Below are 23,761 nucleotides of genomic sequence, written 5' to 3' on the forward strand. Positions count from 1 at the left end.
ATGTCGGATATCTACGACTTCAAGGCCAACTCGCTTGCCGGCGATGAGGTGCCGATGCGCCGCTTCGAGGGACAGGTGCTGCTGATCGTCAACACCGCGAGCAAATGCGGCTTCACGCCGCAATATCGCGGGCTCGAGGATCTGCACCGCGACTTGTCGCCACGCGGCTTCTCGGTACTGGGCTTTCCCTGCAACCAGTTCGGCGCGCAGGAGCCGGGGCAGGCGAGCGAGATCCAGGCATTCTGCTCGACCAATTACGACGTGACCTTTCCGCTGTTCGAGAAGATCGACGTCAACGGCAGCAATGCGCATCCTCTGTATGAGTACTTGAAACGCCAGCAATCCGGCCTGCTTGGCGCCTCCATCAAATGGAATTTCACGAAATTCCTGGTGGATCGCGCCGGCAAGGTGATCGCGCGCTACGCGCCGACCGCACGGCCCGAAGGATTGCGGCAGCACATCGAGACCCTGTTATGAGCGAGACAATAATGAGCGACGAATTTCCGGACCGCCTGTCGGTCGATCCGAACAGCCCCTATTACAACGCGGACATCCTGGCGCGCGACGTCGGCATCCGTTTCAAGGGCGTCGAGAAGACCAATGTCGAGGAATACTGCATCAGCGAAGGCTGGGTCCGCGTCACCGCAGGCAACGCCAAGGATCGCCACGGCAACCCGCTGACCATCAAGGTGCATGGCCCGGTCGAGCCGTATTTCAGGGACAAGAAGTAGAGCCCCGCACACACTCTCTCCTCGTCATTGCGAGGAGCCCTTGCGACGAAGCAATCCAGACTTGTCAGTCCCTCATCCTGAGGAGCGCGGTACGCGCGTCTCGAAGGATGAAGGCCCGGCCGGTGGCCTCGCCCTTCGAGACGCGCGCGAAGGGCGCGCTCCTCAGGGTGAGGGTCTACTGGATTGCTTCGCTTCGCTCGCAATGACGAAAGTAAAAGGCTGAACAACCATGTCCGTCCGCATCGTCGACGTCCGCGAGATCACAAAGCCGATCTCCTCGCCGATCCGCAACGCCTATATCGACTTCACCAAGATGACGACGAGCCTCGTTGCCGTCGTCACCGACGTGTTGCGCGACGGCAAGCGCGTCGTCGGCTATGGCTTCAACTCCAACGGCCGCTACGGCCAGGGCGGCCTGATCCGCGAGCGTTTTGCCTCGCGCATCCTCGAGGCCGATCCGAAGAAGCTCTTGAACGAGGCCGGCGACAATCTCGATCCGGACAAGGTCTGGGCCGCGATGATGACGAACGAGAAGCCGGGCGGTCATGGCGAGCGCTCGGTCGCGGTCGGCACCATCGACATGGCGGTGTGGGATGCGGTGGCAAAGATTGCGGGCAAGCCGCTGTTTCGGCTGCTGGCCGAACGTCACGGCCGCACAGCCAATCCGCGCGTCTTCGTCTATGCCGCCGGTGGCTACTACTATCCCGGCAAGGGGCTCTCGATGCTGCGCGGCGAGATGCGCGGCTATCTCGACCGCGGCTACAACGTCGTCAAGATGAAGATCGGCGGCGCTGATATCGACGAAGACCGCAAGCGCATCGAGGCGGTGCTGGAGGAGATCGGCAAGGACGCGCAACTCGCCGTCGACGCCAACGGGCGTTTTGATCTCGAAACTGCAATTGCCTATGCCAAGATGCTGCGGGATTATCCCCTGTTCTGGTACGAGGAGGTCGGCGATCCCCTCGACTATGCACTCCAGGCCGCGCTCGCCGAGTTCTATCCAGGCCCGATGGCGACCGGCGAAAACCTGTTCAGCCACCAGGACGCCCGCAACCTCATCCGCTACGGCGGCATGCGCCCGGACCGCGACTGGCTGCAATTCGATTGCGCACTGTCCTATGGCCTGTGCGAATATCAGCGCACGCTGGAAGTTCTGAAGACCCACGGCGGTCGCCAAGCCGCTGCATCCCGCATGGCGGCCACCAGATGTCGCTCAACATCGCGGCCGGCCTCGGCCTCGGGGGCAACGAGAGCTACCCCGACCTGTTCCAGCCCTATGGCGGCTTCCCAGACGGTGTGCGCGTCGAGAACGGCCACATCACCATGCCGGAGCTTTCAGGCATCGGCTTCGAAGGCAAGTCGGATCTCTACAAGGAGATGAAGGCGCTGGCGGAATAGCCCGGCTGCGGCAACACATTCCGTCATTGCGAGCGTAGCGAAGCAATCCAGAATCTTTCCGCGGAGGCAGCCTGGATTGCTTCGTCGCAAGGGCTCCTCGCAATGACGATGTTGGGCGAGCATTGCGCTTTCCTCGTTTCTATTGCGCTCGTTGCTCGCGATCACCTTGTGGTTGTGATATCGTGGTGGCTCTCTCAGCCGAGCACGATCATGAAGCAGCCTTGCGTGTACATGTTCGCCAATCGCCGCAATGGGACGATCTACACGGGCGTCACTTCCAATCCGCCGCATCGCGCTTTCGAGCACCGCGAGGGATTGGTAAAGGGGTTCTCGTCGAAGTACGGCTGCAAGCTTCTCGTCTGGTACGAACTGCACGCGACCATGACCGACGCGATTACACGCGAAAAGCAGATCAAGGCTGGCTGCCGGGCGAACAAGCTTGCGCTAATCGAGACGCTTAATCCGGACTGGAAGGATTTGTACGAGACGCTGATTTGATGGCCGAGAGCGCTGCACCCGTTAGTCGCGAGATGTCGCCACACTCTTCGTCATTGCGAGCGCAGCGAAGCAATCCAGAGTCCTTCCGCGGCGGCAGTCTGGATTGCTTCGTCGCAAGGGCTCCTCGCAATGACGGCGGAGAGGGCGGTGTCGACTGGGAGCGGCCGGGCCTCGACGGACGAAGGCTGGAAGTTGCGCGAGATGTCGCCACACTCTCCGTCATTGCGAGCGCAGCGAAGCAATCCAGAGTCCTTCCGCGGCGGCAGTCTCGATTGCTTCGTCGCTAGAGCTCCTCGCAATGACGATGTGGTGCGAGCCGGACGTCCGCTACGACGACCTCATATCCAGCAGCCGCCGTCCTTCGCCTTTCAGCAGCTTCTTCACCGCGCTCGAGGCCACGACTTCGCCGTCATTGGCGTAGGCCTCGTGGTTCTTCTCGATGTCGTCGAGGCGGTAGAGATAGTTGACCATGACGCCCGCGGACTCCCGCATGCCCTTGGGCGAGAGGTCGCCGAGCCAGTTGATGCGCTCGAGCCGGGCGCCATTGCCGAGATGGAAGCGGCCGACCGAGTCGATCAGCCGGCCCTTTGGCGTGCGTGCCTTCAGGAAATAGTGGGCGGCGAGCGGTTCGACCAGACCGCGCAGCTGCGCGGTCGCATCCGCATCCTCGAACCATTTCGGCTCGTCCAGGCGCTTCAGCAGCTCGCGGTCCTCGTCCGAGAGCGGCAGGTCCTTGTCCTGCTTGATCCACGGCATGAAGCCCGGCACCGGCGACAGCGTCACGAAATTGTCGAGCTTCGGCAACTCGCGGCGCAATTCCTCCACCACCTGCTTGATCAGGAAGCTGCCGAAGGAGATGCCGCCAAGGCCGCGCTGGGTGTTGGAGATCGAATAGAACACCGCGGTGCGTGCGCGCTCGATCGGGACGGACCGGCGGTCGACCGCGAGCAGCGGCGCGATCGCGCCGGGTATCGTCTCGGTCAGCGCCACCTCGACGAAGATCAGGGGTTCGTCGACCATGGCGGGATGGAAGAAGGCGTAACAGCGGCGATCGACCGGATCGATGCGGCGGCGCAGATCGTCCCAGTCGCTGATCTCGTGCACGGCTTCGTAACGGATGATCTTTTCGAGGATGTTGGCCGGGGTCGACCAGTCGATCCTGCGCAGCACGAGAAACCCCCTGTTGAACCACGAAGAGAGCAGATGAGACATGTCGCGATCGAGCGCGGCGAGATCGGCGTGGCCGTTCATCATGCCGAGCAGATCGGCGCGCATGTTGACGAGATCGCCGGTGCCGCCCGGCGCGCGGTTGAGGCGGCGGATCAGTTCCTGCCGCCGCGGCTCCGAGGCGAAATGAAGCGAGCTTGCGTCCTCGTCGCTTGGCTCGGCGCGCCATGTCTCGATCGCTTTTGCCAGACGATCGCGATCGGGGCCGAAATCGCGCACCAGCGCCTCGAAGAAGGCGCGGCGACCTGCCGCGTCCAAATCCTGATAGAGGTCGAGCACCTCGCGCGCCATGGCAGTGCCCGAGGCTTCGCCCCGGCCCGACAGCAGCGCGCCGCAGAGCTCGATCAGGCCGTCGGCATCCTGCTTGGTGTCTGCGCTATCGCCGCGGCGAAGCAGGGTGCGGCCGCGCTCGGAGATTGTGGCGAGCAGGTCGGAGAAGAAGGCATTGGCCATCTGGGCTTTTCGAATCCGGTTTGTGCGGTGCGGGAAGCTTACACAGCATTTAGGCGGAAGCCGATCACAATCAAGCGGAGGATTTCTGCATCTTTAGCTGGCCATGCGCCGCAAGCAAGCTGTCATGCCCCGCGAAGATCGTCATGCCATCCGACGCCGTCATGCCCCGCGAAGGCGGGGCATCCAGTACGCCGCGGCTCCTCCGTATTCCACTGGAGTCTCTGGAATACTGGATCGCCCGGCCAAGCCGGGCAGCGAGGGTGTGGCTATCCCTTCCCCGCAAACTCCGTCGGCGTCCGCCCGGTCACTTGGCGGAACGCCGCCGAGAAGGCGGGCACGCTGGCATAGCCGAGCTGGGCGGCGAGCTGCTTGACCGAGACATTGGCATCCGTCGACAGTCTTTCGATCGCCGCCGCGATGCGCGCGCGCTGGCACCAGCTCTTGAAGCTCAATTGGGTCTCGCTCGAGAACAGTCGCGACAGCGTGCGCGCGGAGGTTCCGACGTCCCGCGCCAGCGCGTCGATGTCGTGCAGGCCGGTGGGGTCGTCAAGCACGATCATCGCGGCACGCCGGCAGCGCGGCTCGCGCGGCAGCGGTACGAAGGTCGCGGAATCCTCGGCCTGGTGCAATTCCAGCATCGCCAGGCGGACCAGCAGCTCGGTGCGCTCCTCGGTATTGCGCGCATCGAACAGCGCAAGGATCGCCTGATTCAGCAGTGGCGACACCCGCACCACGAATTCCCTGGTCAATCCCTCATAGCGTTTTTCTCGCTTCAGCCAGGGCAGGTCGAAATACAGCGTGCGCATCTCGATGTCGGCGAGCAGATCGATGGCATGCTCGAGCCCGGCCGGAATCCAGACCGCGCGGTCCGGCGGCACCAGCCAACGCCCTTTGGGCGTCGTCACCTGCATGGTGCCTTTGGCCGCATAGACCAGCTGCGCCTCGCGGTGCAGATGCGGATCGATCCGTAAGCCCTTGGGATAGTCGCGCGCGACCAAGTGCACGCCCGCGGGTGAGCGATGGTTGCTCCGGACCTCCCGCAGGATTGGCGTTTCCAAGACAGTCATTGGCAGCATCCCGTCATAGGTCCGACATATAACTCATTTCGGTGCAGGAGAGGATTCGGAATGAACAGCCCCAGCCGGGTGATCGGCTTCGTCAACGCAGGCCATTTCATCGACCATTATGCGATGCTGATCTTCGCCGCCGCCGTGATCATCATGGGGCCGGCGCTCGGCATGGCTTATTCGGAGCTGCTGCCCTATGCGACGCCGGGCTTCGTCGCCTTCGGCGCGGGATCGCTGCTCACCGGCTGGCTCGGGGACCGCTGGAGCCGCCGCCACATGATGCTGATCTTCTTCATCGGCATTGGCGCTGCCATGATCTCGGTCGGCTTGGTGCAGACCCCGCCGCAGCTCGGTGCGGCGCTGTTTGCGATCGGCATCTTCGCCTCGATCTATCATCCCGTCGGCACCGCCATGATCGTGTCCTATGCCGACAGGCTCGGCCGCGAGATGGGGCTGAACGGCGTCTGGGGCAATCTCGGCGTGGCGTCCTCGGCGCTGGTCACCGGCGTGATCGGGCAATATTTCGGCTGGCGCTTCGCCTTCATCGTTCCCGGCGTGGTGACGATCCTGATCGGCATCGGCTTTGCGATGATGGTCGTGCATGAGGACCGCAAGGGGAGCAAGCAGGCGGCGGCGCAAGCGCGGGTGGCAAAGCAGGACATGTGGCGCGTGATCCTGGCGCTCTTGATCGTCGTCATCGCGATCTCCACGACCTTCAACGCGGTGACGGTGGCGCTGCCAAAACTGTTCGCGGAGCGGCTCGCGGACCTCACCAAAAGTCCGGCGCTGCTGGGCGTGATTGCGGCCTGCGTCTACGTGTTCGGCGCAATGACGCAGTACACGATCGGCCGGCTGCTCGACCGCTACTCGCTCAAGACGGTGGCACTGCCGCTGTCCTTCATGCTGGCGCCGTTCCTGTATCTCGCCGCCAGCCTGTCCAACCTGCCGCTGATCCTGGTCTCGATCGGCATCGTCATGGGCGCGTTCGGGCAGGTCACGGTCAACGACGCCATGGTCGGCAAATACACCAGCGAAGAATGGCGCTCGCGCGCCTATGCCGTGCGCTATTTCGTCGGCTTCACCGCGGCGGGTGCCTCCGTCGGCCTGGTTGCCTGGCTTTACGAGCAGGGTGGCTTCGTCACCATGCTGCATGCCTTCGCCGCACTCTGCCTGCTGGCGATCGCAGCCGCACTCATCCTGCCCGGCGAAATCAGGACGCCGCAGCCGGCTTAATGGATGTCGTGAGGCAGTCGGCTCGCGCCACATCGTCATTGCGAGGAGCCCTTGCGACGAAGCAATCCAGACTGCCCCCACGGAGGGATTCTGGATTGCTTCGCTGCGCTAGGAAGAAAGTGGTCGGTCCCAGATCAGAATCCGACCAGATGTGCTGACCCATTTTCGTTTACGTCGGGTCGGCGCCTCGCCGCCGGTCCCAACTCGCAATGACGGAGAAGCTAGGAATGAGGGGGATATGGCGGCACTTCGCGTCAGCCGCCCATGATGCAATTCTGCCGATGTTTTGCCCGACGAGTCAAACGTCGGTGCGGCCAGAAAATCTCGGCCAGAAAACCTCAACGCCATCAACGCCGTTCTACTTTGCATGGGGTTGTTTTCGACTTTTTTGTTTTCGCCCCCTCAAGCCCGCGCAAGAGACGGGAACCCACTCCACCTCCCGCGGGTTTTACCTCCTCCGGCACTTGCCGGGACAGTTGAAGGGGGCGGGACAGTTGAAGGGGAAAAGACACCCGCATGCAGTGGAGCCTGCTCCGACCGGTCGGCCTTGTCCCCGCGGCGCTTGTCCTCACCGCCATTGCGGCCGGTGCCGAGGGTGGCAAATCGGCCGCTCCCTCCGAATTCCTTCTGGTGGCGCAGATCGTGCTGCTGATTGCCGTCGGCCGCGGCCTCGGCGAGACCATGCAGCGCATCGGCCAGCCCTCAGTGATGGGCGAGCTGCTCGCCGGCATCCTGCTCGGGCCGTCGCTATTCGGCTGGATCTGGCCGGAGGCGCAGCAGGCGATCTTCCCCGGGGCGCCCGAGCAGAGGGCGATGATCGACGGCATCGCGCAGTTCGGGATCCTGCTGCTGTTGCTGCTGACCGGCATGGAGACCGACCTCAAGCTGGTCAGGAAGGTCGGCAAAGCCGCGATTGCAATCTCGATCGCCGGCATCCTCGTGCCCTTCGCCTGCGGCTTTGCGCTCGGCGAGTTCCTGCCCGATGCGCTGCTGCCCAATCCGCAAGCCCGCCTGGTGGCCTCGCTGTTCATGGGCACGGCGCTGTCGATCTCCTCGGTGAAGATCGTCGCGGTGGTCGTGCGCGAGATGAACTTCATGCGCCGCAATGTCGGCCAGATCATCGTCGCGACCGCCGTGATCGACGACACCATCGGCTGGATCATCATCGCGGTCATTTTCAGCCTGGCTTCCCAGGGCACGCTGGATGTCGCCTCCGTCGCTAAGGCGGTCCTCGGCACGCTCGCCTTCCTCGCCGTCAGCTTCACCATTGGCCGCCGGCTGGTGTTCCAGCTGATCCGCTGGGCCAACGACACGCTCGTCAGCACCGCCCCGGTCGTCACCGTGATCCTGCTGCTGATGGGCGCGATGGCGCTGATCACGCATCTGATCGGCGTCCACACCGTGCTCGGCGCCTTCGTCGCCGGCATCCTGGTCGGGGAGTCGCCGATCCTGACGCGGCAGATCGACGAGCGCCTGCGCGGGCTGATCTCGAGCTTCTTCATGCCGGTGTTCTTCGGCCTGGCCGGACTCAGCGCCGATCTGTCGGTGCTCCGCGACCCCAATCTCCTGATGCTCACCGGCCTGCTGGTCGTGATCGCCAGTGTCGGCAAGTTCGGCGGCGCCTTCGTCGGCGGCACCCTGGGCGGCCTGAACTATCGGGAGTCCCTGGCGCTCGCGAGCGGGATGAATGCGCGCGGCTCGACCGAGGTCATCATCGCGACCATCGGCCTGTCCATCGGCGTGCTCAGCCAGAACCTGTTCACGATGATCGTGACTATGGCGATCGTGACGACGATGGCGATGCCGCCGATGCTGCGCGCGGCGCTGGCGAAGCTGCCGATCAACAAAGACGAGAAGGAGCGCCTGGAGCGGGAAGGGTTCGAGAGGCGCGGCTTCATCGCCAATCTCGAACGTCCCCTGCTGGCGGTGGACGAGAGCGTCAACGCCACCTTCGCCGCACATATCGCGGGCCTGATCGCCGGCATGCGCGGCCTGCCGATCACCGTCCTGCATATCGGCAAGCGCGCCGAGGAGCAGGAGAAGAGCCGCGGCGCTGAAGAGAGCCACGAAGCCGTGGTGAAGAAGGCCGCCGGAACCGTGTCGGCCCATGGCGAAGGCGACGCCGGCAGCGTCGATGTCGTCACGCGGGCGAGGCGCGCGGAGCTCGGCGAGACCATCGCCGCCGAAGCGCGTAAGGGCTTTGATCTCCTTGTCGTCGGCGTCGGCAAGGTCACCATCGCCAAGGACCGCTTCGACCGGAAGATCGAGGACATCGCCGCCGGGTTTGAAGGTCCGCTCGCGATCGTAGCGGCCAAGGGCAAGCATTTGAAGCAGCCGACGCCGGACGCCCTCAACATCCTCGTTCCCATCTCCGGCAGCGGCGTCTCCAAGCGCGGCGCGGAAGTCGCGGTCGCACTGGCACAGGCCGGATCAGGCTCGCTGCGGGTAATCTATGTGGCGACGACGCGGGACAAGGGCGCGCAGCGCAGCGCGTCCCGCGGGCTGAGCCAGGAGGAAGGCATCCTGAAGGACGCCAGCGACCTCGCCGCCCGTTACGACGTCGACATCACCACGACCTTGCGTGTGAACCGCGCGCCTGACGCTGCAATCCTGCGCGAGATCGACACCACCGACGTCGATCTCGTGGTGATGGGCGTTGACCGCATCCAGGTCGATCATCTCTCCTTCGGCGGCGTCGCCGACGCCGTGCTCGGGCAGTCCAAGGTCTCGGTGCTGCTGGTGTCGAGCGGCGAGGCGCAGCAGGCGCCGGCGGAGAAGGCGTGAAGGCCGGCTGTATCTGCGCGGCTGGTGCGCTCCCTCTCCCGCTTGCGGGAGAGGGCAGGGGAGAGGGTATTTCCTCATTGAGACACTCCCGACGAACACTCCCGATGAGGAGAGAGCCCTCACCCGGCGCTTCGCGCCGACCTCTCCCGCAAGCGGGAGAGGTTGCAGCGAGTTCGTGGCCGCACGATCTGCCAAACTTGCTTTAGGACTTCACCTCCGCCATCGGCTGCGCCTTCGGCGCCTTCTTCGACGAGCGCCAGTTCTCGAAGCGCTGCACCACCACGAAGAAGGCCGGCACGAACAGCACCGCAAGGCAGGTCGAGGCCAGCATGCCCGAGAACACCGTGATGCCGATCGACTTGCGCGCACTGGCGCCGGCGCCGGTCGCGAGCACCAGCGGCACCACGCCGAGGATGAAGGCGAACGACGTCATCAGGATCGGGCGGAAGCGGGCGCGCGCCGCCTCGATCGCGGACTCCAGCACCGGCTTGCCATCGCGCCCGTGCAGCTCGAGCCCGACCTCGACGATCAGGATGGCATTCTTGGCCGACAGCGCGATCAGCAGGATCAAGCCGATCTGGCAATAGAGGTTATTATCGATCTTCAGCGCATTGAGGATCAGCATCGGCCCGATCAGCGACAGCGGCACTGCGAGGATCACCGAGATCGGCGCGTACCAGCTCTCGTACTGGCCGGCGAGCACGAGATAGACCAGCAGCATGGCGAGCCCGAACACCCAGTAGATCTGGTTCGAGACCGCCTTCTCCTGATACGACATCGCAGTCCATTCAAAGCCGGTGCCCGGCGGCAGCGTCTTGCCCGCGATCTCTTCCATCAGTTGCAGCGACTGGCCGGACGAATAGCCCTGCGCCGGCAGACCGACGATGGTCGAGGATGGATAGAGGTTGTACAGGCTGATCAGCGACGGGCCCGTCGCCGCCGTGATCTTGGCGACGGTGCCGATCGGGATCATGTCGCCGTTCGAGTTGCGGACCTGCATGTTGGCGATGTCGCGCTCGGTGACGCGGAACGACGGATCGGCCTGGGTGTAGACCTGGAACACGCGGCCGAACTTGTTGAACTGGTTGACGTAGGACGAGCCGAGATAGGTCGACAGCGCCGCGAACACCTGGTCCGTCGTCACGTGCAGCGTCTGGGTCTTGATGCGGTCGATCTCGACGTTGAACTGCGGCACCGAAGAGCGGAACGAGGACTGGACCCGCTGCAGCGCGCTCTGGCTCTGGGCGTTGCTGACCATCGCGCCGGTGATGGCCTGGAGCTTTGCGAAATCGCTGTTGCCGTCGCGCAGCTCGACCTGCATCGAGAAGCCGGCCGCGTTGCCGATGCCCTGGATCGGCGGCGGCGGCAGCACCAGCGTGCGCGCTTCCATGATGGTCGCGAGCTTGTCGTTCAGCCCGTACACCAGCGAGCGCAGGTCCTCGCCGGGTCCTTTGCGCGCCTCCCAGTCCTTCAGGATGATGTAGGCGACGCCGGCATTGGCCAGGCTCGCGCTGCTGTCGAGCGCGGAAATGCCGGCGATGGTGATGACCTGCTGGACTCCCGGCGTCTCTTTGATCAGCTCGCTCGCTCTGTCGAGCACCGTCTGGGTTCGCTCCAGCGCGGCGCCATCGGGCAGCTGCACGGCGGCGATCAGATAGCCCTGGTCCTCGATCGGCAGGAAGCCGGTCGGCACCCGCGACAGGCCATAGCCGCCGATCCCGATCAGCACCAGCGCGATCGCAACCGAGATCGTGCTGTTCCTGCACAGCACGCCAATGAGCCGCGTGTAGCCCCGCTCGAGCCGGTTATAGACCGCGTTGAAGCCGCGGTAGAAGAAATTGCGCTGCTCCGGCGGCACCGTCGGCCGCAGCCAGAGCGCGCATTGCGTCGGCTTCAGGGTCGCGGCGTTGATGGCGCTGAGCAGCGCGGTCGCGGCGATCACCAGCGCGAATTGCGAATAGATTCGCCCGGTGAGGCCGGCGAGGAACGATGCCGGCAGAAACACCGAGATCAGCACCAGGGTGATGCCGACGATCGGCGCGAACAGCTGGTCCATCGCCTTGATCGCGGCGTCGTGCCCGTTCATGCCCTGCTCGATGTTGTGAGCGGCGCCCTCGACCACGACGATGGCGTCGTCGACCACGATGCCGATCGCGAGCACGATCGCGAACAGCGTCGACATGTTGATTGTGAAGCCGAGCGCCGCCATCGCGGCGAAGGCGCCGATGATGGTCACCGGCACGGTCGTCGCCGGCACCAGCATGGCGCGCCAGTCCTGCAGGAACACCAGGATCACGACCAGCACCAAGAGGCCGGCCTCGATCAGGGTCATGTAGACCTCGTGCACCGAGGCCTCGACGAATTTGGTGGTGTCGAACGGTGTGTCGTATTTGATGCCTTCCGGAAATCGCTTGGCCAGCTCCGCCATCTTCTTCTCGACGGCCTGCTCGACCTGGAGCGCGTTGGCGCCGGGCGACTGGAACACACCGATGCCGGTGGCGGGCTGCTTGTTGAGCGAGAAGATCTGGCTGTAGGTCTGCGCGCCGAGCTCAACCCAGCCGACGTCGCGCACCCGCGTGACGTCGCCGCTGGTACCTGATTTGACGATGATGTTCTCGAACTGGCTGGTGTCGTCGAGCCGGCCGTTGACGTTGAGCGTATACTGGAACGCCTGGCCCGGCGGCGTCGGCGGCGCGCCGACCTGGCCGGCCGAGACCTGCTGGCTCTGCTGCTGGATCGCCTGGATGACATCCTGCGGCACGAGGCCACGCACTTGCAGCTTGTTCGGATCGAGCCATACCCGCATCGAATATTGGCCGGCGCCGAACACAGTGACGTTGCCGACGCCGGGCAGACGCGAAAGCTCGTCGCGGATGTTGATGGTGGCGTAGTTGCTCAAGTAGAGGCTGTCGAACCGGGAGTCCGGCGAGGTCAGCGTCACGAACAGCAGGATCGAGGTCGACTTCTTCTGGACGGTGACGCCCTGGTTCTGCACGGACGTCGGCAGTTGCGAGAGTGCGCTGGAGACGCGGTTCTGCACCAGCACCTGTGCAAAATTCAGGTCGGTGCCGATCTTGAAAGTGACGGTCAGGGTGTAGGTGCCGTCGGAGCCGCTGTAGGACTGCATGTAGAGCATGTCCTCGACGCCGTTGACCTGTTGTTCTATCGGCAAGGCAACCGTGTCGATCACGGTCTTGGCGCTGGCGCCGGGATAGCGCGTGGTGACCTGCACCGTCGGCGGCACCACGTCGGGATATTGCGCGATCGCAAGGTTGAACAACGCGACGCCGCCGATCAGGATCATCAGCAGCGCGATGACGTTCGAGAGGACCGGCCGCTCGATGAAGAATTTTGAGATCATGGCCGGCGGCTCCTACTTGGCAGACGCCTGCGGCTGCTCGATCTTTGTGACTTGCGGGTCGATCTTCTGGCCCGGGATCACCCGCAGCAGCCCTGCGACGACGACGCGGTCGTCCGGCTTCAGGCCGCTTTCGATCACGCGCAGGCCGTTGTCGACGGGACCGATCTGCACCTTGCGCTGTTCGACCATGTCGTCCTTGCCGACCACCAGCAGATAGCGCCCGCCCTGGTCGCTGCCGAGCGCGGTGTCGGGCACGAGGAGGGCCGCCTTCTCCTGGTCGAAGGGCACGCGGACGCGGACGAAATAGCCGGGCAGCAGCACGCGCGTGTCGTTGGGCACGAGGCCGCGCACCGCAAGCGTCCCGGTCGACGTGTTGAGGGTCGGCGAGACATAATCGAGGTGGCCTTCATGCGGATAGCCTGACTCGGTCTGCAGGCCGACCTGGATCGGGAATTGCTTGAGGTCGGTAGGCGTGAGGCCACGCCGGGCCGCCTCGGCGCGAATGCGCAGCACGTCCTGCTCGTTGACGGTGAAGTTCACATAGATCGGGTCCATCGCGACGATGCTCGCGAGCTGGGTCGGGGAGGAGACGCCGACGAGCTCGCCGATCGAGACCATGTGCGCGCTGACGATGCCGTCGAATGGCGCGCTCACCTTCGTGTAGCCGTAATTGACCTCGGCGAGCCTCGTATTGACCTGGGTCTGCTGGAGATTGGCCTGGGCGTTGTCGCGAGTCGATGTCGAGGTGTCGAGGGTGGACTGCGAGACCGCCTGGCGCTGCACGAGCTCGGCCTGCCGCTTGAAATCGGCTTCGGCCTGCTTGACCGTGGCCTGCGCACCGGCTTCGGCTGCCTGCGCCTGGTCGAGCTTGAGCTTGTAGGTCTCCGGCTCGATCGTGAACAGCTGGGTGCCTTGTTTGACGAAGCTGCCGTCCTGGTAATCGATCGATTGCAAGAAACCCTGCACGCGGGCCACGAGATCGACGCTCTTGATCGGCGCCGTGTTGCCGGTGGCTTCGACATAGCGCGTCACCGCGCGCTGCACCGGCGTGGCGACATCCACCTTGGGCGGGGGCGGGGCGACGAAGGTGTTCTTGTCCTCGCAGCCGGCGAGCGCGATCACAGCCGTCACGGCGGCCAGCGCCCGCCCGATATGTCTCCACTCTCCATTGCGTTGTGCAGGAGATGCGGAATTCGCGCAGGTCATTTGATGGCCCCCGATTGCCGTCTGTCGGAGCGGCAGGCTAGCAACAAATGACCGGCCGTGGAACACCATAGCCATGGCAGTCGCAGGGCTTGCACTGCAAACAGCGGCGTGGCCTTTGACAGGTTTGTCATGACCAGGCGCTTTTCATCGCGCGCACGATCGACCAGAATTGTGTCAAAGGCCACGCGACAGAGGCTAAGCGGTCGCAAGAAGAAAAGGTGAGGGAGCATGACATGCCAACGCCTCTCCTGCCCGTCCTTGCTGCGGGTCGCGTTCCCGAAGACGCTGACGGACGGGTACCAGCCGGAGAATTAAGCCGTCCCGCCGGCATGCCACGCGGCCAGCACTTCTGTCTCTTCATCGCTTGTGAGACCGATGACGGTACCGTTGCTGGCGCGTAGCCAACAGAGCGTATCGCGCGCGGTGAGGTCAATCCGGCCTCGCGAGCCGGCGAAGTCGGGCAGGGGCAGCCACATCGGCAGCGATCGCGGGCCCGCCCAGCGCCTGACGTCGTTCGCTTCCAGGAACGTCCAGTAGCATCGACCCGCTCCGCCTGCGGCCGATCGATCTTTCACCGCCCCTTGAACTCCACGTATTTCGCCAGCGCCCGTTCGAACTTCCTGTTGAACAGCCACATGGCGCCGAGAATTTCGCGGAAGCTTGCCGAGGTCCGCGACCTGTCGGCCTGTCCGAAGGCGAAGATGCTGTTGTTGCGCAGATGCTTCATGATGGTGGGACTCGACACCCTGTAGTCCAGCAGATTGCCCGATTTGAGCGCTGACCGCGTCGGTGTGGGAATGATCTGGATCAGCTCGAACAGCTTCATCTGGTCGATCGGATCGGGCAGCGTCTTCACGATCACAGGGATCTCCGCGAAAAGCTCCGCATGCGCGTTCATGAGGCCGTCGCGCACCGCGGTCCAATGGTTGAAGCGGTGATCGGTGCCGCGGGCGCGCGCCTCTTCCTTGTCGTCGCGCGCGTTCAGCTCGGGATCGGCCGCGGCGATGGCAGGCTTGATGGCCTCCCATTTCCGGTGCCCGTTCCGGTCTTCGGACGGGCCGGTCTGCAAGCTGCCCATATAGGTGTTCGAGCGCCCGTTGCGGACATTCTGCTTGCCGTTGGTCTCCGCAAAGAACAGCCCGAGGCTGATCCGGCCCGCCGCTTCGGCGTGAACCGGCGCAAGCCCGTTGGCGCGCGCGATCGCAACCGCAAGATCGACGACGTCCTTGAATGGCGTTGCCGATGCTTGCGCGCCGGCCGGCGGCGCCTCCATCAGATCGAACAGCCGTCCGTATTCGTCGATCAGCGGTTCGATGTCGGCATCAAAATAGGCCGGAGGAATTTCGAACTTGTTCGGCCTTCCGATCCTGGACGGCATGGCGTCCGTGAGATCCTTGTAGGTACTGATCACCGCGACCCGCGCCAGATAGATCGCCTGTCCCGGCAGGTTCGGCAGTGGCTGCTTTGCTTCGATCTGGCCGCGCCGCTCGGCAAGGATCGATTTGAAACCGACGAGCGCGCGCTCGTAGGCGGCAAGCGCATCGGATTGCCTGGTGGTGAGTGCATCCTTCTGTCCCATGGCGGGCGCCATGACGGCGAAGGTAACAGCCACGAAGGCTGCAACGGCAAGACGTCTCGTTCTCATTGCCCGTTCCCCAAGGTCCGCGACAAGGTGTGTCGATGAAGCCTGTCGATTCGATGGCCATGAGGATCGTAAGCATCAGATACGAGGGCTGACGAGATGCAAATCCGCGCAACCGCAATTCTCCGCCGTCACGCCGCACGATAGTCCGGAGCCGAAGCCAGGAACTTCGCGTAGGCATCCGCATCCGGCGGCTGGAAGCGGCCTGCGAGCCCGCCGAGCTTTTGTTCCTTGGTGCCGATGTCGGCCATCAGCTCGTCGAAATGGCGGTAGTGATAGGGCGCGACGCAAAGACCGCCGTAGACGCCGGCGGCCGGCCGCTCGACCCGCTTGAAGTGCAGCATCATCTCGATGTTGTCGCGCATCCGTTGCGCACTCGGCTGACGTGCGAGCTGACCGTCGGCATAACGGACCAGCCAGTTGGCGGCGAGGTCGGCGCAAAGCACGGTGCAGAACGAGGAGTTGAAGCCGACGAAGCCCATGTCCGGCAGATCGGGATTGGCGATCAGGCGATAGAGCCGGTGCTGCCCGTCCGGGTCGACCAGCTTTGCCTGATACGCGGCGGGCAGGAATGGCACGCCGAGCTTGTAGCCGATCGCGAGCACCGCGACATCCGCAGCGACGCGCTCGCCGCCGCTCATCACGATGCTGTCGCCGTCATAATGATCGAAGCTGCCGAACACGGCCTTGATGCGGCCGTCGGCCACCATCGGATAGAAGCCGGGCGTTGCGATCGGCACCGAGCAGTTGACGCCATCCTCGATCCGCGCCTTCGGCACCATGTTGCATTGCTTCAGCTTGAGCTGCGCCTTCAACAGGCTCTCCAGCCCGCGCCAGTTCGCCCAGACCAAGGGTGCGGCGATGCGGTGCGCAAGGCGCGACATGGCGCCGATACCCCAGCCCGGAAACATCTCCTCCTGGGCGCGGATGTAGAGGATGCGCTTGAAATTCACGAGCCCGCCGATGAAATAGGGAATGCGCCAGACCGGCTCGCGCATCACGATCGTCACCTCGCGCGCGCCCGCCTTCACGGCGTTCACCGCGATGTCGGTCGCCGATTTCGATCCGCCGAGCACGACGACGCGGCGGCCTTTGGTCAGTGCCGGATCGTTGTATTTCGATGAGTGCAGGATCTGTCCGCCCTTCGCCACAAACCCGTCTTCGCCAGGGCAGTGCAGCTCCCGGGGCTCGTTGAACTGCCCGGTGCAGACCGCGACGAAGTCGAAATCTTCGCACGAGGCTGCACCGTCCTTGTTGGCGAGCGCGAGCGTCCAGCCAGGCCTGCCGTCGGCGCGCCGCTCCATGCCCGATACCCCGGTCTTGAGGCGCAGCATGGCGTCGAGGCCAAACTTCCGGGCATAGTCGTTGAGATAGGCATGGACCTGCGGCCCGGTCGGCCATTCCGGGTAGGAGTCGGGCATGGCGCGGTCGGTGTAGCGGTAGAGCTCCTTCGGGCTCTGGGTCTGCACCTCCGGATAGGAGCGCGCCGGCTCCCAGACGCCGCCGAGATCGCCGCTGCGCTCGACAATCGTGACCCGGTGACCGCGAGTCGAGAACGCCTTGGCGGCGGCAAGGCCGGAGACGCCGGCGCCGATTACGCAGACATGCTTTGGGCTGACCATCGGATTGCTCGCTAGTTCGAGTGTTCTGAGCACAGCAAGCCGCGTTCGGCCGCGCTGTACGGCCGCTCGACCTGCGACGAAGCAGAAATGGGAGGAGGCCGGCCGCCTAGTCGCTCGCTTCAGGCGGCAGGAAGTCGACCTCGTGCAGCGCCGAGATGCGCACCACCTCGGCCGGGTCGGTCAGATTGTGCAGCTGGTTGAACAACGCTTCCAGCTTCTGCATCGGCGAGACCCAGAACAGCGCACGGCAGGGCTTATCCGACTTGTTGAAATAGCCGTGTGGGATGCCGCGCGGCATGCGCACGAGGTCGCCGGCATGGGCCTTGACCCACTGTCCGTCGAGCTTGAGGTCGAGCACGCCCTCCTGCACCAGGATGAACTCGTCCTGGGTCGGGTGGATGTGGACCGGCACGAACTGGCCCGGCTCGCTGTTGGTCTCGAACGCGAAAGTGGAGTCGGTGACGGCCTTGGGGAAATAGACCTGGCCCAGGATGTTCCAGGTCTTGCCGCCATATCCGGTGCCGTTCGCGGTAATGCCCTTCTCGAGTGCAGTCATGGCTCGCCTCCATCGTGGATCCCAGCGAGGGTGGAGCTTCGGGCACGCGCAGGGCGCTGTCTATCCGCTAAACGAATCCCTGCGCGGCCGGTGGCCGCACAGCCCGACGTTTTTGCCTTAGGGCTCTTTCCGCGGGCCGGGAACTCTTATAGGCTTAAAACACTTCCCTGGCGCGAAGGGTGGTCGACGATGTCCGCTGCCGAGCTCGAGATGAGTGCGCGTCGGCCCGGTACCGAAAGGCTCACGGCGTTCGCCCGCGTCACCACTGATGATGTCGACGAGGCGGCCGAGCAGATCGGGCGAATCTTCTGCCCGCATGACCTGATGCCGGCCCAGGCGCGGCCATCCGGCTTCTACGCTACGCACAATTGCGCCGCGTTCGACGGCTTCTCCATCAACTATGTTGCCTATGGCGGGTCGGTCACGATCGATCCCGGCTGCCTTGAGCGCTTCTTTCTGGTGCAGATCCCGCTCGCGGGCACGGCCCGCATTCGTGCCGGCGCCCGCGAACTCGACACCGCGCCGGAGCGGACGGCGTCGTTGTTGTCGCCGACGATTCCGACCCGAATGGTTTGGACCGGTTGCGCGCAGGCGATCCTGCTGCTCGATCGCCGCTTGGTCGAGCAGCGCGCCGCTGCATTGTCGGGCAGGGCGGCCGGTACGATCGAGTTCGATCCGGCGATCGATCTCGAGAACCCGGCCGCGCGCAGCCTTTGGGCGAAGCTCGATGACCTCATGACGCTCGCCGAGCGCCTCGGTCCCGGCGCCAGGCTGCCGGCGGTCGCCGGCGCCGACTGGCGCGAGGCGCTGCTCGACCATCTTCTCAACGCCCAGCCGCATGGATTGTCCGGCGCGGTCCGAACCTTCTCGGGCCGGGCCGAACGCCTGCCGCGCGCCCTGCGCGCCGCGCGCGACTGTCTCCACGACATGGCCTGCGAACCGCTCGACCTCGTGCAGCTCGCATCCTCCTCCGGCGTTGGCATCCGCGCGCTCCAGCTTGGCTTCCGCCGGCATTTCGGCGTGTCGATCTCGGAGATGCTGCTCGACATTCGCCTTGCCAAACTACACGCCCGGCTCTCGCACGCCGCCCCTGATGCCTCCATCACCGGCATCGCCTTCGATCTCGGCTTCACCCATCTCGGTCGTATGGCCGGCGCCTATCGCGAAAAATTCGGCGAGACGCCATCTGCGACGCTGAGACGACGGATGAGCTAACTAGGGACGATGAGCTATCTTCGCGACCGGGTCGTGCCGTTGTCTTCAACCGACTGCTTGCGCGGGAAGCGCTCGACATCGGCCAGCACCAACGGCACCGCTTGCCGTGATCGCGACGATTTGGGCGATACCGAATCCGGCGGTGCCGGTCAGGGCATAGGAGGCGAGGAGGGCCGCGGCGGTCACGACGACCTGCACGGCCATCGCAAATGTCACAAGCCTCCTCAGTTTCATGGTCTCACACCAAAGACGCCAGCCCCAGCCTGTGCCGGCACTGTGGAGGAGTCCGGCTTCATGTGAGCTACAGACTGCCCGCGTCGGCGTCGAGGGTCGGCGGCGCGAGGCGGCCGGCTTTTCCCGCCGCGGTTCAACCTGCGGGCGAATCGGCCTGGCGCAGCGTCGTCACCCAGATCACGCGCGCCACCAGCTGGGTCGGGTTGTCGAACATGTGTGGCACGATGCTCGGAAAGCGAAAGCTGTCGCCGGCCTCGAGCACATGGGCCTGGTTGTCGAGCCACAGCCGCAGGCTGCCCGAGAGGATATAGCCGGCCTTCTCGCCGGTGTGCTGTAGGAAGTCGGTGCCGGAGGAGGCACCGGGATTGAGCGTGAGCTCGTAGAGCTCGAGCTGGCCCTGGTCTGCCGGTGTCAGCGCCTCTTTGACGACGCCGCTGGCGGTGAGCCGGAGCAGCCGCCGGCTGGTCTTGCGCACGATATAGCGCTGCACGTCGGCGGGATCGCTGGTCTCGAAGAAATAGGAAATGGGAACGTCGAGGGCGATGCTGAGCAGGCGCAGCGTGCGTATCGACGGCATGGCGCGCGCGCGTTCGAGCTGGCTGATCATGCCGTTGGAGAGGCCGGTGCGGTTGGCGACGTCCTGGATCGAAAGGCCGGCGCGCTGGCGGAGCAGCCGCACGGTCTCGCCGAGGCGCTGGTCGACCGTATCGTCGCTCTCGATCGCCGGGGCGTCCTTCGGACCGTTGGTGTCGCCGCGACCATCCATGTCGCTCTCCCATGCATCATCTCGCCGCCGGACCGCACCGGTCCGAGGCTTCAGTCAGAGTGAAAAGGTCGCGCATACTAGCAATGTGATTGACAGCTGTATTTAGTCATGATGAACTTTTGATAGAAAAATTTAGAAGCACTAAAGCCCACTCCTGTCCCTTGCCGGGGTCTCGGGGGCGCGGGAGATGGTGCCGCGTGCGACAACGGAGAGTGGTCATGGCAGACGACACCGGCCGGTTCGGCGTTGGGGCACCGCATCTCGGCATTCCGAATCGCCGTCAGTTCTTTCAGCTCGGTGCTGGCGCGGCGGCAGGGTGGAGTCTTTCGGGCTCCGCCTTTGCCCAGAGCGAACGCTCAACCAACCCGCCGGACAAGCCGCGCGGGCAGGTGATCGCGGCCCTGTCGCAGGAGCCGACCGTCTTTCATCCCCTGATGCCCGGCATCGAGGTCGATCAGGGCATCTGGTGGCAGGTGTTCTCGCCGCTCTGGTTCATCGATCCCGACGGCAACTTCGTTCCCGACCTCGCCCGCGAAGTCCCGACCATCGAGAATGGCGGCCTGTCGGCCGACGGCCTGACCTGGAAGATCAAGCTGCGCAGCGACGTGAAGTGGCACGACGGCACGCCGTTCACGGCGGAGGACGTCAAGTTCTCGCTCGATCTGATCAACAATCCTGATTTCCGCGCGCGCAGCCGCGTCGGCCATAGTCTGGTGAAGGACATCAAGATCGTCGCGCCCGACGAGATCCATTGGCGGATGGAAGCTGCTTACTCGCCCTATATGTCGATCCTGGGAGCGCTGACCTTCATCGTGCCCAAGCACATCCTGGAGAAGGTGACCGATCCGAACGCCTCGCCGTTCCACAACGCGCCGGTCGGGACCGGACCGTTCCGCTGGGGCGAGCGCGTGCCGGGCGACCACATCCAGTTGAATGCCCATACCGGCTACCACGGCAAGGGGCCTTACCTCGAACGCGTCGTGTTCAAATACATCCCGGACCTCACCGTTCTCTACACGCAGTTCCGTACCGGTCAGGTCGACTACACCGGCTTGCAGGGCATCCTGCCGAACTTCGTGCAGGAGGCGAAGACGCTGAAGGGCCGCAGGATCTTCGTCTCCTCGACGTCCTCGGTGGAGCACATCGCGCCCAATCTGGAGTTCGGTCCTTTCGCCGACCGCACGGTGCGCGAGGCGCTGTATCTCGCCATCAACAAGCAGGCGATCATCGATGCGCTGAACTACGGCCTGCCGAGGCAGACCGAAAGCTTCGTGCCGCAGCAGGCCTGGTCGTTCCAGCAGGGACTGCCGCAGCACAAATACGATCCCGCAAAAGCCAATGCGCTGCTCGATGCGGCAGGATGGGTTCGCGGCTCCGGCGGCGTGCGCGAGAAGGGCGGCGTCAAGCTCGAATTCACCAACTCGACGACGTCAGGCAACGCGGTGCGCGAGCAGACACAGCAGCTCCTGATCCAGGACTGGCGCGCGATCGGCGCTGCGATGCGCGTCAACAACATGCCTGCGGCCGTCATCTGGGGCGACTTCTGGCAGCAATCAAAATTCAATTCGGTGATAGTCGGGGTGAACTTCATGCTGGGTAGCGACCCTGACGTGACGCCGCGGTTCGGCTCCGGCGCCATTCCCGCCAAGGGCGGCCGTGGCTACAACACCTATCAGTACCGCAGCCCGGAGGCGGATCGGCTTCTCGCCGAAGGCGCAAAACAGTTCGAGCTGGCGCAGCGCAAGACGACCTATGGCGCCCTGCAAAAGCTGATCCGCGACGACCTCGCGATCCTGCCGCTGTTCCAGGGCTTCATTGCCGAAGGCGTGAAGGAGGGGCTTCAGGGTTTCCGCCCCAACATCAACATGTCGATCAACTGCTGGAACATCCGCGAATGGTATTGGGCGTGAAGCGTCCGGTGCGCGGGCCCGTCTGAGATGGTGCGTTACGTCGTTAATCGCCTGGCGCAGGCGGTCATGTTGCTGGTGATCGTCTCCACGATCGGCTTTGCCATCCTGCATCTGGCACCGGGCGGTCCGCTGTCGCAATTTGCCGCCTCCGCGCAGATGACGCAGGAGGATCTCGACCGCGTCACGCGGCAGCTCGGCCTCGATCGTCCGTTGCCGATCCAGTATCTCGACTGGTTCGGCCGCATGCTGACGGGCGACTGGGGCCGCTCCTATCGCGACGGCGAAGCGGTGCTGTCGGTGATCTCGTCGCATCTCGGCGCCACGCTGGAGCTGATGGCGACGGCGACGATCATCGCGGTGCTGCTCGGCTGCTGGATCGGCGTGCTCGGCGCGCTGCGCCGCTATTCGCTGTTCGATTCGCTGGCGACCGTCGGGGCCATGATCGCGCTGTCGATTCCGACCTTCTGGTTCGGGCTCGTCACGATCTATGTGTTCTCGGTGAAGCTCGGCTGGCTGCCGGCCGGCAACCGGCAGACCGTCGGCGACGGCTCGCTGCTCGACCTGCTGCATCATCTGATCGCGCCGGCGCTGGTGCTGGCGCTGGTCGAGACCGCGATGTGGGGCCGCTTCATGCGCTCCTCCATGCTCGAGGTCGTCAACCAGGACTACATCCGCACCGCGCGCGCCAAGGGCATGCCGGAATGGCGCATTCTCACCGTGCACGCCCTGCGCAACGCGCTGCTGCCGATGATCACCGTTGCCGGCCTGCAATTTCCGACGCTCCTTGGAGGGGCGCTGGTCGCCGAGACCGTGTTCACCTGGCCCGGCATGGGCCGGCTGTTTCTCGATTCCATCGGCTATCGCGACTATCCAGTGGTGATGGGCATTCTGATGTTCTCGGCGATGATGGTGCTGATCGGCTCACTGCTGGCCGACATCTTCTATGCGGTCGTCGATCCGCGCATCCGGGTGGGGTGATGACAAGCGCTGCTCTCCCCACCGTCCAGCTCGCGCCCGGCCAGGCCGCCTGGCGGCGATTCCGCCGCCACCGGCTGGCGCTCGCGGGTGCGTTGATCATTCTCGTCCTTGTCCTCGGCTCGGCGTTCGGTCCATATCTCTTGCCGTTCGACGACACCTATATCGACATCCTGAAGCGGTTCGCGCCTCCATTTTCCGGCGCGCACGTCCTCGGCACCGACGAGCTCGGTCGCGACGTGCTGGCGCGGCTGATGATGGGCGCGCGTGTCTCGCTTTCGATCGGCATCGTCGCGATGGTGATGGCGATGGCAGTCGGCATCGTCGTCGGCGCCTTCGCCGGCTTCTATGGCGGCGTGGTCGGTGCAGTGCTGATGCGGCTCGTTGATGCCGTGCTGTGCTTTCCGACGATATTTCTGCTGATTGCGCTGGCGGCGCTCACCGAGCCCGGTCTCGTCACCACCACCGTGCTGATCGCGGCGACCGCCTGGATGTGGGTGGCCCGCGTCGTTGAGGCCCAAGTGCGCTCACTGCGTGAACGCGAGTTTGCGGTTGCTGCACTCGCATTCGGCTCGTCGAATCTGCGGATCATGTTCCGCGAGCTCGTGCCCAATGCGATCGCGCCGATCGTGGTGGCGGCGACGCTGAACGTCGCCAAGGCGATCCTGCTGGAATCCTATCTCAGCTATCTCGGCTACGGCATCCAGCCGCCGGCCGCGAGCTTGGGCAACATGCTCAACAATGCGCAGATCTATCTCGCCAGCGCGCCGTGGCTCGCGATTGCGCCGGGCGTCGTCATCACGCTGGCGGTGACGAGCTTCAACTTCCTCGGCGACGGCCTGCGCGACGCGCTCGATCCGCGGATGAACATCCCATGACCAGC

General features: G+C 64.5%; 18 protein-coding genes and 1 pseudogene. 10 read left to right on the forward strand and 9 right to left on the reverse strand.

Annotation, left to right across the window (positions count from 1 at the left end):
* The 4 genes and pseudogenes from GWG65_RS14770 to GWG65_RS14785 all read left to right on the forward strand — a co-directional run bounded on the left by GWG65_RS14770 (window position 1) and on the right by GWG65_RS14785 (window position 2,627).
* Window positions 1-477 (forward strand): glutathione peroxidase, encoded by a 477-nt coding sequence (locus tag GWG65_RS14770; protein ID WP_275196287.1) that lies wholly within the window; start codon window positions 1-3, stop codon window positions 475-477.
* Window positions 474-731: a DUF3297 family protein gene (locus GWG65_RS14775; RefSeq protein WP_018318553.1), complete on the forward strand. Its 258-nt coding sequence runs from the start codon at window positions 474-476 to the stop codon at window positions 729-731. Before GWG65_RS14770 ends, GWG65_RS14775 begins: the two co-directional genes overlap by 4 nt.
* A gap of 229 nt (window positions 732-960) precedes the next feature.
* Window positions 961-2,129, forward strand: a pseudogene (gene tarD, locus GWG65_RS14780) (D(-)-tartrate dehydratase).
* A 210-nt stretch (window positions 2,130-2,339) separates the two neighbouring features.
* Complete coding sequence (locus GWG65_RS14785; RefSeq protein WP_275196288.1) at window positions 2,340-2,627, forward strand: GIY-YIG nuclease family protein; 288 nt, start codon at window positions 2,340-2,342, stop codon at window positions 2,625-2,627.
* 327 nt (window positions 2,628-2,954) lie between these two features.
* Here the strand turns inward: GWG65_RS14785 and GWG65_RS14790 are convergent, their stop codons facing one another.
* Complete coding sequence (locus GWG65_RS14790) at window positions 2,955-4,307, reverse strand: malonyl-CoA decarboxylase (protein WP_275196289.1); 1,353 nt, start codon at window positions 4,305-4,307, stop codon at window positions 2,955-2,957.
* 266 nt (window positions 4,308-4,573) lie between these two features.
* Complete coding sequence (locus GWG65_RS14795; RefSeq protein ID WP_275196290.1) at window positions 4,574-5,383, reverse strand: helix-turn-helix transcriptional regulator; 810 nt, start codon at window positions 5,381-5,383, stop codon at window positions 4,574-4,576.
* A 51-nt stretch (window positions 5,384-5,434) separates the two neighbouring features.
* Between GWG65_RS14795 and GWG65_RS14800 the strand changes: the two genes are divergently transcribed.
* Together GWG65_RS14800 and GWG65_RS14805 are read left to right on the forward strand one after the other, a co-directional pair.
* The gene (locus GWG65_RS14800) at window positions 5,435-6,607 is read left to right on the forward strand and encodes an MFS transporter (RefSeq protein WP_275196291.1); all 1,173 of its coding nucleotides are present in this window, start codon (window positions 5,435-5,437) and stop codon (window positions 6,605-6,607) included.
* Window positions 6,608-7,123: 516 nt separating this feature from the next.
* Window positions 7,124-9,391, forward strand: coding sequence for a cation:proton antiporter (locus tag GWG65_RS14805; protein WP_275196292.1), 2,268 nt, complete (start codon window positions 7,124-7,126; stop codon window positions 9,389-9,391).
* Between the two features lie 202 nt (window positions 9,392-9,593).
* Here the strand turns inward: GWG65_RS14805 and GWG65_RS14810 are convergent, their stop codons facing one another.
* From GWG65_RS14810 to GWG65_RS14830, 5 genes are all read right to left on the reverse strand, one after another.
* Window positions 9,594-12,752 carry a multidrug efflux RND transporter permease subunit gene (locus GWG65_RS14810; RefSeq protein WP_275196293.1) on the reverse strand — a complete coding sequence of 1,053 codons (3,159 nt, stop codon included), beginning with the start codon at window positions 12,750-12,752 and terminating at the stop codon, window positions 9,594-9,596.
* A gap of 12 nt (window positions 12,753-12,764) precedes the next feature.
* The gene (locus GWG65_RS14815; RefSeq protein ID WP_275196294.1) at window positions 12,765-13,958 is read right to left on the reverse strand and encodes an efflux RND transporter periplasmic adaptor subunit; all 1,194 of its coding nucleotides are present in this window, start codon (window positions 13,956-13,958) and stop codon (window positions 12,765-12,767) included.
* 571 nt (window positions 13,959-14,529) lie between these two features.
* Window positions 14,530-15,603: a hypothetical protein gene (locus GWG65_RS14820; RefSeq protein ID WP_275196295.1), complete on the reverse strand. Its 1,074-nt coding sequence runs from the start codon at window positions 15,601-15,603 to the stop codon at window positions 14,530-14,532.
* 128 nt (window positions 15,604-15,731) lie between these two features.
* On the reverse strand, window positions 15,732-17,222 hold the full coding sequence (locus tag GWG65_RS14825) for an NAD(P)/FAD-dependent oxidoreductase (RefSeq protein ID WP_275196296.1): 1,491 nt from the start codon (window positions 17,220-17,222) through the stop codon (window positions 15,732-15,734).
* A 106-nt stretch (window positions 17,223-17,328) separates the two neighbouring features.
* Window positions 17,329-17,778, reverse strand: a complete 450-nt coding sequence (locus tag GWG65_RS14830) for a cupin domain-containing protein (protein WP_275196297.1) — start codon at window positions 17,776-17,778, stop codon at window positions 17,329-17,331.
* A 189-nt stretch (window positions 17,779-17,967) separates the two neighbouring features.
* On the opposite strand from GWG65_RS14830, the gene GWG65_RS14835 reads away from it, so the two are divergent.
* The gene (locus GWG65_RS14835; RefSeq protein ID WP_275196298.1) at window positions 17,968-18,993 is read left to right on the forward strand and encodes an AraC family transcriptional regulator; all 1,026 of its coding nucleotides are present in this window, start codon (window positions 17,968-17,970) and stop codon (window positions 18,991-18,993) included.
* Between the two features lie 45 nt (window positions 18,994-19,038).
* Here the strand turns inward: GWG65_RS14835 and GWG65_RS14840 are convergent, their stop codons facing one another.
* Window positions 19,039-19,197 carry a hypothetical protein gene (locus tag GWG65_RS14840; protein WP_275196299.1) on the reverse strand — a complete coding sequence of 53 codons (159 nt, stop codon included), beginning with the start codon at window positions 19,195-19,197 and terminating at the stop codon, window positions 19,039-19,041.
* Window positions 19,198-19,360: 163 nt separating this feature from the next.
* Window positions 19,361-19,993: a cupin domain-containing protein gene (locus GWG65_RS14845; RefSeq protein ID WP_275196300.1), complete on the reverse strand. Its 633-nt coding sequence runs from the start codon at window positions 19,991-19,993 to the stop codon at window positions 19,361-19,363.
* 218 nt (window positions 19,994-20,211) lie between these two features.
* Between GWG65_RS14845 and GWG65_RS14850 the strand changes: the two genes are divergently transcribed.
* From GWG65_RS14850 to GWG65_RS14860, 3 genes are read left to right on the forward strand one after another with little or no spacing between them, the layout of a single operon-like run.
* Window positions 20,212-21,903, forward strand: coding sequence for a peptide ABC transporter substrate-binding protein (locus GWG65_RS14850; RefSeq protein WP_275196301.1), 1,692 nt, complete (start codon window positions 20,212-20,214; stop codon window positions 21,901-21,903).
* Between the two features lie 27 nt (window positions 21,904-21,930).
* Window positions 21,931-22,881: an ABC transporter permease gene (locus tag GWG65_RS14855; protein WP_275196302.1), complete on the forward strand. Its 951-nt coding sequence runs from the start codon at window positions 21,931-21,933 to the stop codon at window positions 22,879-22,881.
* Window positions 22,881-23,756 (forward strand): ABC transporter permease, encoded by an 876-nt coding sequence (locus GWG65_RS14860; RefSeq protein WP_275196303.1) that lies wholly within the window; start codon window positions 22,881-22,883, stop codon window positions 23,754-23,756. Before GWG65_RS14855 ends, GWG65_RS14860 begins: the two co-directional genes overlap by 1 nt.
* Window positions 23,757-23,761 lie beyond the last annotated feature (5 nt).

The organism is Bradyrhizobium sp. CSA207, assembly GCF_029051685.1.
Taxonomy (GTDB): domain Bacteria; phylum Pseudomonadota; class Alphaproteobacteria; order Rhizobiales; family Xanthobacteraceae; genus Bradyrhizobium.

Excerpts from the sequence above, each read along its gene's own strand:
- GWG65_RS14835 (WP_275196298.1), top strand. The coding sequence starts at position 17,968 with ATGTCCGCTGCCGAGCTCGAGATGAGTGCGCGTCGGCCCGGTACCGAA.
- GWG65_RS14775 (WP_018318553.1), top strand. The coding sequence starts at position 474 with ATGAGCGAGACAATAATGAGCGACGAATTTCCGGACCGCCTGTCGGTC.
- GWG65_RS14770 (WP_275196287.1), top strand. The coding sequence starts at position 1 with ATGTCGGATATCTACGACTTCAAGGCCAACTCGCTTGCCGGCGATGAG.
- GWG65_RS14790 (WP_275196289.1), bottom strand. The coding sequence starts at position 4,307 with ATGGCCAATGCCTTCTTCTCCGACCTGCTCGCCACAATCTCCGAGCGC.
- GWG65_RS14845 (WP_275196300.1), bottom strand. The coding sequence starts at position 19,993 with ATGGATGGTCGCGGCGACACCAACGGTCCGAAGGACGCCCCGGCGATC.
- GWG65_RS14815 (WP_275196294.1), bottom strand. The coding sequence starts at position 13,958 with ATGACCTGCGCGAATTCCGCATCTCCTGCACAACGCAATGGAGAGTGG.
- GWG65_RS14860 (WP_275196303.1), top strand. The coding sequence starts at position 22,881 with ATGACAAGCGCTGCTCTCCCCACCGTCCAGCTCGCGCCCGGCCAGGCC.
- GWG65_RS14830 (WP_275196297.1), bottom strand. The coding sequence starts at position 17,778 with ATGACTGCACTCGAGAAGGGCATTACCGCGAACGGCACCGGATATGGC.
- GWG65_RS14820 (WP_275196295.1), bottom strand. The coding sequence starts at position 15,603 with ATGAGAACGAGACGTCTTGCCGTTGCAGCCTTCGTGGCTGTTACCTTC.
- GWG65_RS14810 (WP_275196293.1), bottom strand. The coding sequence starts at position 12,752 with ATGATCTCAAAATTCTTCATCGAGCGGCCGGTCCTCTCGAACGTCATC.
- GWG65_RS14805 (WP_275196292.1), top strand. The coding sequence starts at position 7,124 with ATGCAGTGGAGCCTGCTCCGACCGGTCGGCCTTGTCCCCGCGGCGCTT.
- GWG65_RS14795 (WP_275196290.1), bottom strand. The coding sequence starts at position 5,383 with ATGCTGCCAATGACTGTCTTGGAAACGCCAATCCTGCGGGAGGTCCGG.
- GWG65_RS14825 (WP_275196296.1), bottom strand. The coding sequence starts at position 17,222 with ATGGTCAGCCCAAAGCATGTCTGCGTAATCGGCGCCGGCGTCTCCGGC.
- GWG65_RS14850 (WP_275196301.1), top strand. The coding sequence starts at position 20,212 with ATGGCAGACGACACCGGCCGGTTCGGCGTTGGGGCACCGCATCTCGGC.
- GWG65_RS14785 (WP_275196288.1), top strand. The coding sequence starts at position 2,340 with ATGAAGCAGCCTTGCGTGTACATGTTCGCCAATCGCCGCAATGGGACG.
- GWG65_RS14800 (WP_275196291.1), top strand. The coding sequence starts at position 5,435 with ATGAACAGCCCCAGCCGGGTGATCGGCTTCGTCAACGCAGGCCATTTC.
- GWG65_RS14840 (WP_275196299.1), bottom strand. The coding sequence starts at position 19,197 with ATGGCCGTGCAGGTCGTCGTGACCGCCGCGGCCCTCCTCGCCTCCTAT.
- GWG65_RS14855 (WP_275196302.1), top strand. The coding sequence starts at position 21,931 with ATGGTGCGTTACGTCGTTAATCGCCTGGCGCAGGCGGTCATGTTGCTG.